Below are 16881 nucleotides of genomic sequence, written 5' to 3'. Positions count from 1 at the left end.
ACCCAAGCTTTCAGGCCAGAATGCCCTCTATAGACAGCAGCTTGGCCGGCTTTATCCCGACCGATTGCCGCCCTGCTCTGCTAGAATCCGGCCTTTCCCGTTTGTTCGCGCCGTGCACGGCGCCGTAGAGAGCCTGTAATGACCGTCACCATCAAGACCGCAGAAGACATCGAGAAGATGCGCATCGCCGGCCGCCTGGCCGCCGACGTGCTGGAAATGATCGAAGAGCACGTCAAGCCCGGTGTCACCACCGAAGAACTGGACCGCCTGTGCCATGACTACATCGTCAACGTCCAGCAGGCCATCCCGGCGCCGCTCAACTACAAGGGCTACCCCAAGTCGATCTGCACCTCGATCAACCATGTGGTCTGCCACGGCATCCCCAACGACAAGCCGCTCAAGGACGGTGACACGCTCAACATCGACGTCACCGTGATCAAGGACGGCTACCACGGCGACACCAGCCGCATGTTCCACGTCGGCAACGTGCCGGTCTGGGCCGAGCGCCTGTCCAAGGTCACCCAGGAATGCATGTACAAGGCCATCGAACTGGTCAAGCCTGGCTGCCGCCTGGGCGACATCGGCGAAGTAATCCAGAAGCATGCTGAAAAGAACGGCTTCTCGGTGGTGCGCGAGTTCTGCGGCCACGGCATCGGCAAGGTGTTCCACGAAGAGCCGCAGATTCTGCACTACGGCCGCGCCGGCACCGGCATGGAACTCAAAGAAGGCATGACCTTCACCATCGAGCCGATGATCAACCAGGGCAAGGCCGACACCAAGGTCCTGGGCGACGGCTGGACCGCCATCACCAAGGACCGCAAGCTCTCGGCCCAGTGGGAGCACACCCTGGTGGTGACCGCGACCGGCTACGAGATCTTCACCCTGCGCAAGGACGACACCATCGCGCGCACCTCGGCCTGAGTCCGCGCCAGGCACCCCACGACAGGAACGCGACGCAATGCCCCAGGTGGATCCCGAGCTGTTCGACCGCGGCCAGTTCCAGGCGGAACTGGCCCTCAAGGCGAGCCCCATCGCCGCCTTCAAGAAAGCCATCCGCCAGGCGGGCGAGGTGCTCGACAAGCGTTTTCGCGATGGCCGCGAAATCCGCCGACTGATCGAGGACCGCGCCTGGCTCGTCGACAACATCCTGCAACAAGCCTGGAACCAGTTCGACTGGGGCGACCAGAGCGGCATCGCCCTGGTCGCGGTGGGCGGCTACGGGCGCGGTGAACTGCACCCACACTCGGACATCGACCTGCTGATTTTGCTGGGCGCCGCCGAGCACGAACACTACCGAGAGGCCATCGAACGCTTTCTCACCCTGCTCTGGGACATCGGCCTGGAAGTGGGCCAGAGCGTGCGCACCGTCGACGAATGTGCCGAACAGGCGCGTGCCGACCTGACGGTTATTACCAACATGATGGAAAGCCGCACCGTCGCCGGCCCCGAAGCCTTGCGCCAGCGCATGCTGGAAGTTACCAGCACCGAGCACATGTGGCCGAGCAAGGAGTTCTTCCTGGCCAAGCGCGCCGAACTCAAGGCGCGCCACCACAAGTACAACGACACCGAATACAACCTTGAACCCAACGTCAAGGGCTCGCCCGGTGGCCTTCGCGACATCCAGACCGTGCTCTGGGTGGCCCGCCGCCAATACGGCACCCTGAACCTGCACGCCCTGGCCGGCGAAGGTTTTTTGCTAGAAAGCGAGAACGAACTGCTGGCCTCCTCCCAGGACTTCCTGTGGAAGGTGCGCTATGCCCTGCACATGCTGGCCGGGCGCTCCGAAGACCGCTTGCTGTTCGATCACCAGCGCAGCATCGCCGCCCTGCTGGGCTACAGCGACGAGAACCCCAAGCGCGCGATCGAGCAGTTCATGCAGCAGTACTACCGGGTGGTGATGAGCATCAGCCAACTGTGCGACCTGATCATCCAGCACTTCGAGGAAGTCATCCTCGCCGACGAGGACAGTGGCACCACCCAACCCTTGAATGCGCGCTTTCGCCTGCATGACGGCTACATAGAAGCGGCCACGCCGAACGTGTTCAAACGCACGCCGTTCGCCATGCTGGAGATCTTCGTGCTGATGGCCCAGCACCCAGAGATCAAAGGGGTACGCGCCGATACCGTGCGCTTGCTGCGCGAACACCGGCACCTGATCGACGAAACCTTCCGCCATGACATCCGCAACACCAGCCTGTTCATCGAGCTGTTCAAGTGCGAGATCGGCATCCACCGCAACCTACGCCGGATGAACCGCTACGGCATCCTTGGTCGCTACTTGCCCGAGTTCGGCCTGATCGTCGGGCAAATGCAGCATGACCTGTTCCACATCTATACCGTCGATGCGCACACGCTCAACCTGATCAAGCACCTGCGCAAACTGCAATACACGCCGGTTTCCGAAAAATTCCCGCTGGCCAGCAAGCTCATGGGCCGCCTGCCCAAACCCGAGCTGATCTACCTGGCCGGGCTTTACCATGACATCGGCAAGGGCCGCCAGGGCGACCATTCGGAGCTGGGCGCGGTGGACGCGCAAACGTTCTGCGAACGCCACCAGCTGCCCGCCTGGGACAGCCGCCTGATCGTCTGGCTGGTGCTGAACCACCTGGTGATGTCCACCACCGCCCAGCGCAAGGACCTGTCCGACCCGCAGGTGATCAACGACTTTGCCCTGCACGTGGGTGACGAGACGCGCCTGGACTACCTCTACGTGCTGACCGTGGCCGACATCAACGCGACCAACCCCAGCCTGTGGAACTCCTGGCGCGCCAGCCTGCTGCGCCAGCTGTACACCGAGACCAAGCGCGCCCTGCGCCGTGGCCTGGAAAACCCGTTGGACCGCGAAGAGCAGATCCGCCAGACGCAAAGCGCCGCGCTGGACATTCTCGTGCGCGAAGGCATCGACCCGGACGACGTCGAGCAACTCTGGTCTCAGCTGGGCGACGACTACTTCCTCAAGCACAACGCTGCCGATGTGGCCTGGCACACGGATGCCATCCTCCAGCAGCCCGCCGACGGCGGGCCGCTGGTACTGATCAAGGAAACCACCCAGCGCGAGTTCGAGGGCGGTACGCAGATCTTCATCTATGCCCCTGACCAGCACGACTTCTTCGCCGTGACCGTGGCGGCCATGTCGCAGCTCAACCTGAACATCCATGACGCGCGGATCATCACTTCAAGCAGCCAGTTCACCCTCGACACCTACATCGTGCTCGACAACGACGGCGGCTCTATCGGCGACAACCCGCAGCGGGTCAAGCAGATTCGCGATGGCCTCACCGAAGCGCTGCGCAACCCCGAGGACTACCCGACGATCATTCAGCGCCGGGTACCGCGCCAGCTCAAGCACTTCAATTTCCCGCCCCAGGTGACCATCCTCAACGATGCCCAGCGGCCGGTGACCATCCTTGAGATCACCGCGCCTGACCGCCCGGGCCTGCTGGCCAGGATCGGGCGCATCTTCCTGGAGTTCGACCTGTCGCTGCAAAACGCCAAGATCGCCACCCTAGGCGAGCGCGTGGAAGACGTGTTCTTCATCACCGACGCCGACAACCAGCCGCTGTCAGACCCGCAATTATGCAGCCGCCTGCAGGAAGCCATCGTGCAACAACTGCAGGCAGGCCAGGCGAGCGACACCAGCCCGACCCGCGTGACCTTTTAACGATTAGACGATTGACGAGACCTTGCGCCGATGAACCATGCCCTGACCCAGCTTCAGCCCTACCCGTTCGAGAAACTCCGTGCCCTGCTGGGCAGCGTAAAGCCTGCGGCGGACAAACGCGCCATCGCCCTGTCGATCGGTGAGCCGAAGCACGCCTCGCCGGCGTTCGTCGCCCAGGCCATGACCGACAACCTCGACAAGCTGGCGGTGTACCCCAGCACCATCGGCCTGCCAGCCTTGCGCCAGGCCATCGGCCAGTGGTGCGAGCGCCGTTTCGGCGTGCCAACCGGCTGGCTGGATGCCGACCGCCACATCCTGCCGGTCAACGGTACCCGTGAAGCGCTGTTCGCCTTCACCCAGGCCGTGGTCAACCGCGCCGATAACGGCCTGGTGGTCAGCCCCAACCCCTTCTACCAGATCTACGAAGGTGCGGCCCTGCTCGCAGGTGCCACCCCGCATTACCTGCCGTGCCTGGAAAACAACGGCTTCAACCCGGATTTCGATGCGGTACCCGCTGACGTCTGGAAGCGCTGCCAGATCCTGTTCCTGTGCTCGCCGGGCAACCCCACCGGCGCGCTGGTGCCGATGGACACCCTGAAGAAACTGATCGCCCTGGCCGACGAGCACGATTTCGTGATTGCCGCCGACGAGTGCTACAGCGAGCTGTACTTCGACGAAGACGCGCCACCACCGGGCCTGCTTAGCGCCTGCGCCGAGCTTGGCCGCAGCGACTTCAAACGTTGCGTGGTGTTCCACAGCCTGTCCAAGCGCTCCAACCTGCCGGGCCTGCGTTCGGGCTTTGTCGCAGGTGATGCCGAAATCATCAAACCCTTCCTGCTGTACCGCACCTACCACGGCTGCGCCATGCCGGTGCAGACCCAGTTGGCCAGCATCGCCGCCTGGCAGGACGAAGCGCACGTGCGCGAAAACCGTGACCAGTACCGCGCCAAGTACGATGCCGTGCTGGATATCCTGCAGCCGGTGATGGATGTGCAACGCCCGGATGGCAGCTTTTACCTGTGGGCCAAGGTGCCGGGCTGCGATGCCGAGTTCACCCGTGACCTGTTCGAAGCCCAGCATGTGACCGTAGTGCCGGGGTCGTACCTGTCGCGTGAAGTGGATGGCGTGAACCCAGGCGCTGGCCGCGTGCGCATGGCGTTGGTTGCGCCGCTGGCCGAGTGCATCGAGGCGGCCGAGCGGATTCGCGCGTTTCTGCAAAACCGCTGATAGCGCCGCGGGGCCGCTTGGCGGCCCCTCGCGTTCTAGCGGACCGCGCCCAGGTTCGCCTCGCTCATGTCCAGTTCCCCCAGCACCTGACGCACCACTTCATCGCCCACCAGGTGCTGGCGATGCAGGTTATACAGCTCCAGCCGCTGCGCCCGCAGCGCGCGCAAGCGCAAACGCCGCTCAAGCAAATCCATCTGCTCGGCCAATGCCCTTGCCTCCGCTGTATCGTTGTAACTGTCCAACTCGTCCCGGTATTCAGCCATCAAGCGCGCCTTTAGCTCGGTCGCCAAGGTCGCCTGCGCGGCATCCTGGGGTGCATTGGCATCGATCACTTCTTCAGCTTCCAAAGCATGAATCGCGGCCTCCGCCGTACGCCGCCAGGCTTCCTGTACCTCCTGATGCAGTCGCTCGTCCGGGCTCTTGGTAATCCCGCGAAGCAAGATAGGCAGGGCGATACAAGCACTGATCAGCGACAACAGGATCACACCGGCTGCAATGAAAATCAGCAAGTCGCGTTCGGGAAACGCCTTGCCGGCCCCCATCAACAGTGGCACCGACATCACACCGGCCAACGTAACCGCACCTCGCACGCCGCCGAGGGTCAGTAGCCAGCAGGAACGCGCCGTGGGCATCAGCACCAGCGCAGGCTTGCCTCGCCAACGGCGCACCACACCAATTGCCCGCCAGATGCTCTGCACCCAGATGAAGCGCAGCAGGATCAACGCCGCGAAGATCGCCAGCACATCCAGGCAACGCCAGGCCAGCGTCGGCCACACAGTGGCTTCGTGGCTCACGACAGCCTTGATGATGTCCGGCAACTGCAGGCCGAGCAGCAGGAAAATCAGGCCATTGAAGGCAAACTCCAGCAACGACCACACACTGCGGTTGAGCAAGCGGGTACTGGTCTGGCGCGGCAGCAGGTCGAGCCAGCTCTGCATCATGCCGGCAGCCACCGCCGAAAGGATGCCAGACACCCCCAGGCGCTCGGCCAGCACGTAGGCGGCAAAGGGCAGCAACAGCATGAAGACCACGTGCGTGGCGGGGTCGTCCCAACCTCGGGCGATCATCCAGGCGCGCAGACGGCCAATCAGCCAGCTCAGCGCCACGCCAACCGCCAGGCCGCCTAGGGCCACCAGGACGAAACTGAAGCTGGCATCAGCCAACGAGAACACACCGGTGATCGCCGCTGCCAGGGCAAACTTGAACGTCACCAGGCCCGAGGCGTCGTTCATCAGCGCTTCGCCCTGCAGCATGTGCATCAGCGGCGTGGGCAAACGGTCCTGGGTGATGGCCGACACCGCAACGGCGTCGGTAGGCGACAGCACCGCCGCCAGGGCGAAGGCCACCGGCAGCGGGATGCTTGGCAGCAGCCAGTGAATGAAGTATCCGGCGCCGACCACGGTAAACAGCACCAGCCCCACCGCCAGCGCGACCACCGGCCCGCGAATGCGCCAAAGTTCGCGCTTGGGAATACGCCAGCCATCGGCGAACAGCAGCGGTGGCAGGAACAGGAAGAGGAACAGCTCCGGGTCCAGGGCCACGTGCAGCCCCAGGGTCGGCCAGGCCAACAGCGCACCGGCGGCGATCTGCACCAGTGGCAGGGGCAGCGGGATCATCCGCCCGACCAGCTTCGACACGCTGACCAGCGTGAGCAGAATGAGGACGGTATAGGCTGACTGCATCCGTGAAAGCTTCCTTTGTGAATCAATAACCATAGCGGGGCGAAACATCGCCATTGAAACAATATGTTAGCGGCGTATGGCAACGTAGGGCCGCTGCACGATAGTCGCAGGCCCGGCGTGAATATGTAACACAATGATGCATGTGTTTGAGTGACGGGGAGCATGGCTGAAGCGCTCCGGCGCCTATGAGATCGAGCGCCGCCCGCGCGGCGCTCGATCTCATAGGCGCTACACCTCCCAAGCCCTACCCATTCGCCCACACCCCGTGGCGCTCACCGAATCGTTCCCGCATAATCCCGCGACTGACCTTCGAAAAATGGAGAAATTGGGGAACCTTTGCCCCAATGTGCACAATGACTTACACGCTCTACGGCATCAAAGCCTGTGACACCATGAAAAAGGCGCGCACCTGGCTAGAAGACAAAGCCATCGGCTACGAATTCCACGACTACAAGACCCAGGGCATCGACCGTGACAGCCTGAACCGCTGGTGCGACGAGCACGGCTGGGAAGTCATCCTCAACCGTGCCGGTACCACCTTCCGCAAGCTCGACGATGCCAGCAAGGCCGATATCGACCAGGCCAAGGCTGTCGAGTTGATGCTTGCCCAGCCCTCGATGATCAAGCGCCCGGTACTCGACCTGGGCGAGCGCACCCTGGTTGGTTTCAAACCTGAATTGTATGCCGCAGCACTGGCCTGAGCCCGCCTGCGCCTCCACCCTATTTCGCACGAGGTAATCACATGTCCAATACCCTGTTCAGCCTGGCCTTCGGTGTCGGCTCCCAGAACCGCCAGGGCACCTGGCTTGAAGTCTTCTACGCACAACCGCTGGTCAACCCGAGCGCCGAACTGATCGCGGCCGTTGCCCCGATCCTCGGCTACGAAGGCGGCAACCAGGCCATTGCGTTCAGCAACGCTCAAGCGGCGCAACTGGCCGAAGCCGTGAAAGGAATCGATGCCGCCCAGGCTGCCCTGCTGACCCGCCTGGCCGAAAGCCACAAGCCGCTGGTCGCCACCCTGCTGGCCGATGACGCGGCCCTGACCTCGACCCCAGAGGCCTACCTCAAGCTGCACCTGCTGTCGCACCGCCTGGTCAAGCCGCACGGTGTGAGCCTGGCCGGTATCTTCCCACTGCTGCCAAACGTTGCCTGGACCAACCAGGGCGCCGTCGACCTGGCCGAGCTGGCCGAGCTGCAACTGGAAGCGCGCCTGAAAGGCGAGCTGCTGGAAGTGTTCTCGGTGGACAAGTTCCCGAAGATGACCGACTACGTGGTCCCGGCTGGCGTGCGTATCGCCGACACCGCCCGTGTGCGCCTGGGCGCCTATATCGGCGAAGGCACCACCATCATGCACGAGGGCTTCGTCAACTTTAACGCCGGCACCGAAGGCCCAGGCATGATCGAAGGCCGTGTCTCGGCGGGCGTGTTCGTCGGCAAGGGTTCGGACCTGGGCGGCGGCTGCTCGACCATGGGCACCCTGTCCGGCGGCGGCAACATCGTCATCAAGGTCGGCGAAGGCTGCCTGATCGGCGCCAACGCCGGTATCGGCATCCCGCTGGGCGACCGCAACACCGTCGAAGCCGGCCTGTACATCACTGCTGGCACCAAGGTGAACCTGCTCGACGAAAACAACGAGCTGGTTAAAGTGGTCAAGGCCCGCGACCTGGCCGGCCAGACCGACCTGCTGTTCCGCCGCAACTCGCTGAACGGCGCGGTGGAATGCAAGACCCACAAGTCGGCCATCGAGCTGAACGAGGCGTTGCACGCCCACAACTGAGAACTCCCCACGGGTTCGAAGTGTTAAGATCGGGTCTGGCGCACTCACGCCAGACCCGATTTTCATTCCAGGCCCCGTGATCATGTTCCAGCCCTCCCCCTGGCGTGCCGACTTCCCCGCCATCGCCGCCCTGCAACGGCAGCACCAGACCTACCTGGACAGCGCCGCCACCACCCAGAAGCCCCAGGCCCTGCTCGATGCCTTGAGCCACTACTACGGCCACGGCGCCGCCAACGTACACCGTACCCAGCACCTGCCCGGCGCGCTGGCAACCCAGGCGTTCGAAACCAGCCGTGACAAGGTTGCCGCCTGGCTCAATGCCGCCGAATCGCGGCAGATCATCTTCACCCACGGCGCCACCTCGGCGCTGAACCTGCTGGCCTATGGCCTTGAACACCGTTTCGAAGCAGGCGAAGAAATTGCCGTCAGCGCCCTGGAGCACCACGCCAACCTACTGCCCTGGCAGCAACTGGCGCAGCGGCGCAACATGCGTCTGGTTGTGCTGCCAGTGGACGCGCATGGCCGCATCGACCTCGACCAGGCCTTGCAGCTGATTGGCCCGCGCACGCGCGTGCTTGCCGTCAGCCAGTTGTCCAATGTGCTGGGCACCTGGCAGCCGCTGCCAGCTTTGCTCGCCCATGCTCGCGCGCAAGGCGCGCTGACCGTGGTCGATGGCGCCCAGGGTGTGGTGCACGGGCGCCACGATGTGCAGCAGTTGGGCTGTGACTTCTACGTGTTCTCCAGCCATAAGTTGTACGGCCCTGAAGGCGTCGGCGTGCTCTATGGCCGCCCGCAGGCGCTGGAGCTGCTGCGCCACTGGCAGTTCGGCGGCGAAATGGTGCAACTGGCCGACTACCACAACGCCAGCTTCCGCCCGGCCCCGCTGGGCTTCGAGGCAGGTACTCCGCCCATCGCTGGTGTGATCGGCCTGGGCGCGACCCTTGATTACCTGGCCAGCCTGGATGCCATAGCGGTCAACAATCATGAATCCAGCCTTCATCAGCACCTGTTGCGCGGGTTGGCCGACCGTGAGGGTGTGCGGGTGCTAGGCTCACCCCAGGCGGCCCTGGCCAGCTTCGTCATCGACGGCGTGCACAATGCCGACATCGCTCATCTGCTGACCGAACAGGGCATTGCGGTGCGCGCCGGCCATCACTGCGCCATGCCATTGCTCAAAGGGCTGGGGCTGGAAGGGGCGATTCGGGTGTCGCTGGGGCTGTACAACGACAGCGACGACCTGCAGCGTTTCTTCGTCGCCCTCGATCAAGGCCTGGAGTTGCTGCGGTGAACCTGCCCGTGGCCGCCCAAGCGGCGCTGGACAGTTTCGAACAGGCCCGTGGCTGGGAGCAACGTGCGCGTCTACTGATGCAGTGGGGTGATCGTCTTGAACCGCTGAGCGACGCCGACAAATGCGACAGCAACCGCGTACATGGCTGCGAAAGCTTGGTGTGGCTGGTGGCTGAACAGCATGACGGCCAGTGGCAGTTCAAGGCCAGCAGCGATGCGCGGTTGCTGCGCGGGCTGCTGGCATTGCTGCTGATACGGGTGCAAGGCTTGGCCACTAGCGAGCTGGCTGATCTGGATTTGCGCGACTGGTTCAACCAGCTAGGGCTGGAGCGGCAACTGTCACCCTCGCGCAGCAATGGGCTGCATGCGGTGTTGCTGCGGATGGCAGAACTCACTTCCAGCCACTGAACGGTGGGACTTTCTTCGCGGGCAAGCCCGCTCCTACAGGAACTGCACAGGCCCTGAGTAGTGCACAGCCTCTGTGGGAGCGAGCTTGCCCGCGAAAAGGGAACCGGTTTACTCGGCTTTGACCCGCTCCGAAGGCCGCCTGGCCCCCGCCACCAGTTTTTCCACCGCCTTGCTCGCCGCGACCATGCCAAATGTCGCGGTCACCATCATCACCGCGCCAAAACCACCCGAGCAGTCCAAGCGCACGCCCTCACCGACGAAGCTCTTCTGCAGGCAAACGCTGCCATCGCCCTTGGGGTATCGCAGCTGCTCGCTGGAAAACACACACGGCACGGCGTAGTTACGGCTGACATTACGCGAAAAGTTGTAGTCGCGGCGCAAGGTAGAGCGCACCCGCGAGGCCAGCGGGTCGTTGAAGGTCTTGTTGAGGTCACCGACCTGGATTTGCGTCGGGTCGATCTGCCCACCTGCGCCACCGGTGGTGACGATGCCGATCTTGCGCCGCTTGCACCAGCCAATCAGTGCAGCCTTGGCCATCACACTGTCGATGCAGTCGATGACGAAGTCGAGCTCCTCGGTGATGTACTCGGCCATGGTATCGCGGGTAACGAAGTCAGCTACCGCATGCACCGTGCAAGCCGGGTTGATCGCCCGCAGGCGCTCGGCCATGACCTCGACCTTGGGCCGACCCACTTGCCCTTCCAAGGCATGGGCCTGACGATTGGTATTGCTGACGCAGACATCGTCAAGGTCGAACAGGGTAATCTCGCCCACGCCACTGCGCGCCAACGCCTCGGCCGCCCACGAGCCCACCCCGCCGATACCGACGATCGCTACATGGGCCTGTTTCAGCCGTTGCAGGCCATCGTCGCCATACAACCGGGCAACGCCGGCAAAGCGTGGATCTTCTGTGCTCATCTTGCTACCCCGAAGCTCATACCTCAAAAATCGGCGCGCATTATATGCCAACGGCGCCAGTGGCCTCCATCGTTAGGAAAGTGCCGGCCAATCCTGCTTTAATATTCAATCAATTCGACAGATCTGGAAGACAATGTCATCACGCAAATTCGGCCTCAACCTGGTTGTGGTCCTGGCCATCGCTGCGCTGTTCACCGGGTTCTGGGCGCTGATCAACCGCCCCGTTTCCGCGCCAGCCTGGCCGGAACAGATCTCCGGCTTCTCGTACTCGCCGTTCCGCCTGGGGGAAAGCCCGCAAAAGGGCCAATACCCCAGCGACGACGAGATGCGCCAAGACCTGGAACAGATGAGCAAGCTGACCGACAGCATCCGCATCTATACCGTGGAAGGCACCCAGTCGGACATCCCGCGCCTGGCCGAGGAATTCGGCCTGCGGGTGACCTTGGGTATCTGGATCAGCCCCGACCTTGAACGCAACGAGCGTGAAATCGCCACCGCCATCGAACTGGCCAACACCTCGCGCAGTGTGGTGCGGGTGGTGGTTGGCAACGAGGCCCTGTTCCGCGAAGAAGTCACCCCCGAAGCGCTGATTCAGTACCTGGACCGGGTACGCGCAGCCGTCAAGGTCCCGGTCACCACCAGTGAGCAATGGCATATCTGGAAGGAACACCCGGAGTTGGCCAAGCACGTCGACCTGATCGCCGCGCACATTCTGCCTTACTGGGAGTTCGTGCCGATGCAGGACTCGGTGGAGTTCGTGCTCGACCGCGCCCGCGACCTCAAGCAGCAGTTCCCACGCAAGCCACTGCTGCTCTCGGAAGTCGGCTGGCCGAGCAACGGCCGCATGCGCGGTGGCGCCGATGCCACCCAGGCCGACCAGGCCATCTACCTGCGCACCCTGGTCAACACCCTCAACCGCCGTGGCTACAACTACTTTGTCATCGAGGCCTACGACCAGCCCTGGAAAGCCAGTGACGAAGGTTCGGTGGGGGCGTACTGGGGCGTGTTCAACGCCGAACGCCAGCAGAAGTTCAACTTCGATGGGCCGGTGGTCGCCATCCCACAGTGGCGTGCCCTGGCGGTCGCTTCGGTGGTGCTGGCGATGATTGCCCTGATGGTGCTGTTCATCGACGGCTCGGCCTTGCGCCAACGCGGCCGGACCTTCCTGACCTTCATCACCTTCCTGTGCGGATCGGTGCTGGTGTGGATTGCCTACGACTACAGCCAGCAATACAGCACCTGGTTCAGCCTGACCGTGGGCGTGCTACTGGCCCTGGGTGCGTTGGGCGTGTTCATCGTCCTGCTCACAGAGGCCCACGAACTGGCCGAGGCGGTATGGATACACAAACGCCGTCGTGAATTCCTGCCCGTGCAGACCGACAGCGCCTACCGGCCCAAAGTGTCGGTGCATGTACCGTGCTACAACGAGCCACCGGAAATGGTCAAGCAGACCCTCGACGCCCTGGCCGCGCTGGACTACCCCGACTATGAAGTGCTGGTGATCGACAACAACACCAAAGACCCGGCCGTGTGGGAGCCACTGAAGGCGCACTGCGAGAAGCTCGGCGAGCGTTTCAAGTTCTTCCATGTCGCGCCCCTGGCCGGCTTCAAGGGGGGTGCGCTCAATTACCTGATCCCACACACTGCCAAGGACGCCGAAGTGATCGCGGTGATCGACTCGGACTACTGCGTCGACCGCAACTGGCTCAAGCACATGGTGCCGCATTTCGCCGACCCGAAGATCGCGGTGGTGCAGTCACCGCAGGACTACCGCGACCAGCACGAAAGTGCCTTCAAGAAGCTGTGCTACAGCGAGTACAAGGGCTTTTTCCACATCGGCATGGTCACCCGCAACGACCGTGACGCGATCATCCAGCACGGCACCATGACCATGACCCGGCGCTCGGTCCTGGAAGAGCTCGGCTGGGCCGAGTGGTGCATCTGCGAGGATGCCGAGCTGGGCCTGCGGGTGTTCGAAAAAGGCCTGTCGGCCGCCTACGCCCACAACAGCTACGGCAAGGGCCTTATGCCCGACACCTTCATCGACTTCAAGAAGCAGCGCTTCCGCTGGGCCTACGGCGCCATCCAGATCATCAAGCACCATGCCGGCGCCCTGCTGCGTGGCAAGGGCAGCGAACTGACTCGCGGCCAGCGCTACCACTTCCTGGCCGGCTGGCTGCCGTGGATCGCCGACGGCATGAACATCTTCTTCACCGTCGGCGCACTGCTGTGGTCGGCGGCGATGATCATCGTCCCACACCGGGTCGACCCGCCGCTGATGATCTTCGCCATCCCGCCGCTGGCGCTGTTCTTCTTCAAGGTCGGCAAGATCATCTTCCTGTACCGCCGGGCGGTCGGGGTCAACCTCAAGGATGCCTTCGCCGCCGCGCTGGCGGGGCTGGCGTTGTCGCACACCATTGCCAAGGCGGTGTTGTACGGGTTCTTCACCAGCAGCATGCCATTCTTCCGCACGCCCAAGAATGCCGACAGCCATGGTGTGCTGGTGGCGCTCTCCGAAGCACGCGAAGAACTGTTCATCATGCTGCTGTTGTGGGGCGCGGCGCTGGGCATCTATCTGGTGCAAGGGCTGCCAAGCTCGGACATGCGCTTCTGGGTCGCGATGCTGCTGGTGCAATCGTTGCCGTACCTGGCGGCATTGGTGATGGCATTGCTGTCGTCGTTGCCAAAACCTGCCGAGAACAACGTCGAAGCACAAGCCACGTGAAACAGGCCGGGGCCGCCTTGCGGCCCTGGTTACGCCTCAGGTCACATGGCAAAGTGCCGAGACGGATTCGTAGTACTGATCCGGGTCCGGGCGGTCGCTGAGCTCGAACTCCAAGGCGCAGCCCGCATCATCCGCCAACGTGACGTGATAACGCTCATCGGCCTGGTAGTCATGCAAGAAGATCAGCCCGCCTGACTGAACCGTGGTGACGAAACTGCCCGCCGCGTTCACTACCGACGCCCCATCCCGCAGGGCCTGGCCGTCGGTGCGCATCGCCTGCAACAAGGCCCTACGCGTCTGCTCGACCTGGAAGTCCAGCTGGGCGACAGCGCCGCGCCCGGCCCGAATGATGCCCAGGCTGTTCGCTATTTCTACGTTGCGTGGCAGGCTTTGGGTGCGCACCTGCACCCGGCTGTCGGAATAAGGCCGCACCTGCGCGGCCACTGCCCGGCCCTTGCCATCGGTTTGCACAGGCCCGCCAGGTGTATCCAGTTGCACCCCCGCCAGCCCACCGACGTTTATCAATGCGAACGTGTCCTGAAGTGGGTAGGGAGAAAAAGTCACCCCTTGTTCGTGCGCGAGCGCCCCACCGCGCAGGTTGGCACTGAAGACACGGGCACCTTCGCCACGGCTTGAGTAATCCACTTGCGCCTGATTGAAGCCTGTCGTCAACGATGCACCCACGGCCGATTGCACAGCCTGATGGCGGCTGTCGTGGTTCCCACCCACTCGATAGGAAAAGCGCTCGTTGACACGCTCCCGCAACACCGCGGACGAACGGTAGTCACCTCGCGCACCCCTTGACGAGGTATGCAGCCTACGGTTCCCTCCCAGCGGCAGGCTCATGCTCAGGTAGGCGAGTCGGCCATCATGCCCAGCCCCCTTCAGTTGCCAGTCGACACCTGCCGACAGCGACAGTTGGCCAATACCCCCTGCCCAATTGAGGTAACCACGGCCGACAGGTTGACCATTTCGAACGCGCGACTGGCTGATGCCGGTACTGAAGGCACCTGCCCTGGTCCCGCTCCAGGAAAACCCGACACTGACCTGGTCGCGCTGTCGAGCGGACTCGCTGGTCCCTTCCGCCGTCTCGAGGATATCGCGGTAGGCACGGCCCTGCACCCCATAAGCAACGTTGGCCCGTACGCCATCGCTCACTCGCTGGGTGACTGCGAACTGGCCTTGAAGACCTGTTCCGCCATTGGCGGCCCGCGAATGGCGCAAGGTCCACTGTGCCTGCGTTTGCGGCCACGGTTGCATGCCAAGGGCAAAACCGCTGGCATGATACTGCTCGGTCGCCAACAGGCCACTGGCCACGGTCACCCCCTTGAACAGGCCCCCGCTCCACCCCGCACCCAGGGCCCAAGGCCCAGGCGAACGCTCGCTGTCTCGCAACTGCCCAGCCCCGAACTGGAAGCCGTCAGACAGGCCGTCACTCAGGGGCGTGGCAGGCAGGGTGACATGACGTTGCTCACCGTCGGCTTCGTGCACGGTCATTTCCAGGTCTGCGAACGCATCGGCCTGTTCGGGGCTCTCGAAAGAGAATGGCCCTGGCGGAACCACGCTTGTGTAAACCAGGCGGTTGCGTTGACGGACCTCCACCCGTGCCTGGGTCCGCGCAATACCCTGGATTTCGCGCCGCTGACGCAGGTGGCTCAACGCTTTCTCGGAAAACACCTGCACACCCTGTACCGATACCCCCGAGAGCACAGGGTTGAACAAGTGAATCTGGCCGGCCTGCAACACGGCAGCGTGCGTTGCGAGGGTACGCTGGGCATAGGCATCCAGTGCAACGAACTGCCTGGTTTGGCTGTTGTAACTGCCCAGCTGGCGGCTTCGCACTATCCAGTCACCCATGTTGGCCCCCAGTTCGGTGCGCGCCGTCCAGGCCTGGTGCTTGGCACCCGCAGCGCGGCTGTCCAGCAGCGAGACATCATAATTAACAAGGCCTGCCACGCCCCCGGTGTCATAAGGTGCAAGGCCAGCATCCCGACCGATCGGCAACAACGCCTGCGTGGGCACGATCAGGCTGACGGTGGCGGTCTGCGGGTTTACCTGCAGCTCGCTTTGCGGATAAAGGCCGGCCAAGTCGATGCAGCGTGATGGCGAGTGCTCGCTCCCCACTGGCGGTGCTTGCATGCCGGCCGCTTCGAACAGGGCTGCATCAAGGCACAGGTCGCCCTCTTCGAGAAACGCTGCGTAAACCTGCCCAGCACGTTTGCCATTCACCTGCAGGCTCACCTTGTGCTGGCCTGGCGTAAAGCGAGGCGCATCCTGAAAGTAGGCTGCCAGCTCGGCGCTCAAACCTCGCTGGCGCAACAGTTCAGGGTCAAAAGTGGCGCCGGCACTGGCCCTGCTATCAGCTATCGGCAAAGCGCAACAGAGTGTCAACAGGCAACGTCTGACGGCCGCATGAATGCCCCCATTCACTGATCGCCCCTGAGTACCGGGGCATGGAAATCGTCAACCGCGTAGCCGTAGACCGTGGCGGGGAACAAGCGAACCTGATCGGTGCCTGCGTCGATTGGCGACGCCAGCCGCACGTCGAGCGACTCACCGGGCAGCACGTAGGTTCGCGGCAGGTATCCCGGCTGGTTGCCCGGCATCAGCCTGACTTCCTGGGCCAGGCGTACCACGTAGGACGTGGGGTTTTTGACCTGCAACGTCTCTGGACCAACGCGCCACTGCAAGCCCTCCCAGGGGGAACGATGGCGCGCAAGGCCTTTGGGGTGAATGATCACCGGCAAGTTTTGCCGCACGCTTACGCCAACACGGGCCACCTCGTTGCTGCCGCCCGGTTGCTGGCGTACGCCTTCGAATACCACGCGTTTCAGCCGCTGTGTCTGCAGGGGCACGCCTGAACGCAGCAAAAACCGCACGCGCTGTTCCTGGCCGGCCTCCACACGCCATACAGGCTGAGTCAGAAACAGCAGCGGTTCCTCGTCTTCGGGTAGGTTCTGCAGCGTCACCAACAACAGCGCAGGGAATGGGTCGTCGTTGCGCACGGTGATCGACGCCTCGCCATCGGCCTCATTGACGATCACCACGGAAGTCTCAGGGATCATGCCATCGGCATGCACCGCACCGGCGGCGGCCATCAGCATGGCGCACAGACAAAGTGACAAACTCGTTGGCAAACTCATGGTCATGCTCTGTTTTTGGCAACAGACATAAACGCCTACCAACGGATCGGCAG

12 protein-coding genes are annotated in these 16881 nt (G+C 63.3%); 8 read left to right on the top strand and 4 right to left on the bottom strand.

Features of this window, described 5'->3' with window-relative positions; translation table 11 throughout:
- Positions 1 to 138 precede the first annotated feature (138 nt).
- The 3 genes from map to dapC are packed head-to-tail and all read left to right on the top strand — an operon-like array spanning position 139 to position 4888.
- Entirely contained in the window at positions 139 to 921 is a 783-nt protein-coding gene (map, locus tag ACSSU5_RS16390) for a type I methionyl aminopeptidase (protein WP_264309988.1), read from the top strand.
- Positions 922 to 958: 37 nt separating this feature from the next.
- The gene (locus tag ACSSU5_RS16385) at positions 959 to 3661 is read left to right on the top strand and encodes a [protein-PII] uridylyltransferase (RefSeq protein ID WP_264309989.1); all 2703 of its coding nucleotides are present in this window, start codon (positions 959 to 961) and stop codon (positions 3659 to 3661) included.
- Positions 3662 to 3691: 30 nt separating this feature from the next.
- Positions 3692 to 4888 carry a succinyldiaminopimelate transaminase gene (dapC, locus tag ACSSU5_RS16380; RefSeq protein ID WP_264309990.1) on the top strand — a complete coding sequence of 399 codons (1197 nt, stop codon included), beginning with the start codon at positions 3692 to 3694 and terminating at the stop codon, positions 4886 to 4888.
- 35 nt (positions 4889 to 4923) lie between these two features.
- Here dapC and ACSSU5_RS16375 read toward each other — a convergent pair whose 3' ends face one another.
- Complete coding sequence (locus ACSSU5_RS16375; protein ID WP_264309991.1) at positions 4924 to 6570, bottom strand: Na+/H+ antiporter; 1647 nt, start codon at positions 6568 to 6570, stop codon at positions 4924 to 4926.
- A 353-nt stretch (positions 6571 to 6923) separates the two neighbouring features.
- Between ACSSU5_RS16375 and ACSSU5_RS16370 the strand changes: the two genes are divergently transcribed.
- The 4 genes from ACSSU5_RS16370 (at position 6924) to ACSSU5_RS16355 (ending at position 10042) form a co-directional block, all read left to right on the top strand.
- Positions 6924 to 7271 carry an ArsC family reductase gene (locus ACSSU5_RS16370; RefSeq protein WP_264309992.1) on the top strand — a complete coding sequence of 116 codons (348 nt, stop codon included), beginning with the start codon at positions 6924 to 6926 and terminating at the stop codon, positions 7269 to 7271.
- Positions 7272 to 7312: 41 nt separating this feature from the next.
- Complete coding sequence (gene dapD, locus ACSSU5_RS16365; protein WP_492559296.1) at positions 7313 to 8347, top strand: 2,3,4,5-tetrahydropyridine-2,6-dicarboxylate N-succinyltransferase; 1035 nt, start codon at positions 7313 to 7315, stop codon at positions 8345 to 8347.
- An 82-nt stretch (positions 8348 to 8429) separates the two neighbouring features.
- Positions 8430 to 9635 carry a cysteine desulfurase gene (locus ACSSU5_RS16360; protein WP_492559295.1) on the top strand — a complete coding sequence of 402 codons (1206 nt, stop codon included), beginning with the start codon at positions 8430 to 8432 and terminating at the stop codon, positions 9633 to 9635.
- On the top strand, positions 9632 to 10042 hold the full coding sequence (locus ACSSU5_RS16355) for a SufE family protein (RefSeq protein ID WP_264309995.1): 411 nt from the start codon (positions 9632 to 9634) through the stop codon (positions 10040 to 10042). The genes ACSSU5_RS16360 and ACSSU5_RS16355 overlap by 4 nt, the downstream gene beginning before the upstream one ends.
- 108 nt (positions 10043 to 10150) lie before the next feature.
- Here the strand turns inward: ACSSU5_RS16355 and tcdA are convergent, their stop codons facing one another.
- A complete protein-coding gene (gene tcdA, locus ACSSU5_RS16350; RefSeq protein ID WP_264309996.1) occupies positions 10151 to 10960 on the bottom strand; it encodes a tRNA cyclic N6-threonylcarbamoyladenosine(37) synthase TcdA in 810 nt (269 codons plus the stop codon).
- Between the two features lie 133 nt (positions 10961 to 11093).
- Between tcdA and ACSSU5_RS16345 the strand changes: the two genes are divergently transcribed.
- A complete protein-coding gene (locus ACSSU5_RS16345; protein WP_492559294.1) occupies positions 11094 to 13685 on the top strand; it encodes a glycosyltransferase in 2592 nt (863 codons plus the stop codon).
- 36 nt (positions 13686 to 13721) lie between these two features.
- Here the strand turns inward: ACSSU5_RS16345 and ACSSU5_RS16340 are convergent, their stop codons facing one another.
- Together ACSSU5_RS16340 and ACSSU5_RS16335 are read right to left on the bottom strand one after the other, a co-directional pair.
- Positions 13722 to 16115 (bottom strand): fimbria/pilus outer membrane usher protein, encoded by a 2394-nt coding sequence (locus ACSSU5_RS16340; RefSeq protein WP_492559293.1) that lies wholly within the window; start codon positions 16113 to 16115, stop codon positions 13722 to 13724.
- Entirely contained in the window at positions 16112 to 16828 is a 717-nt protein-coding gene (locus tag ACSSU5_RS16335) for a fimbria/pilus chaperone family protein (protein ID WP_492559292.1), read from the bottom strand. The genes ACSSU5_RS16340 and ACSSU5_RS16335 overlap by 4 nt, the downstream gene beginning before the upstream one ends.
- Positions 16829 to 16881 lie beyond the last annotated feature (53 nt).

This window comes from Pseudomonas sp. E1MeOHC2 (assembly GCF_058745025.1).
Note: the sequence above shows the minus strand (reverse complement) of the source record. Positions and strands in the feature narration are given on the sequence as shown.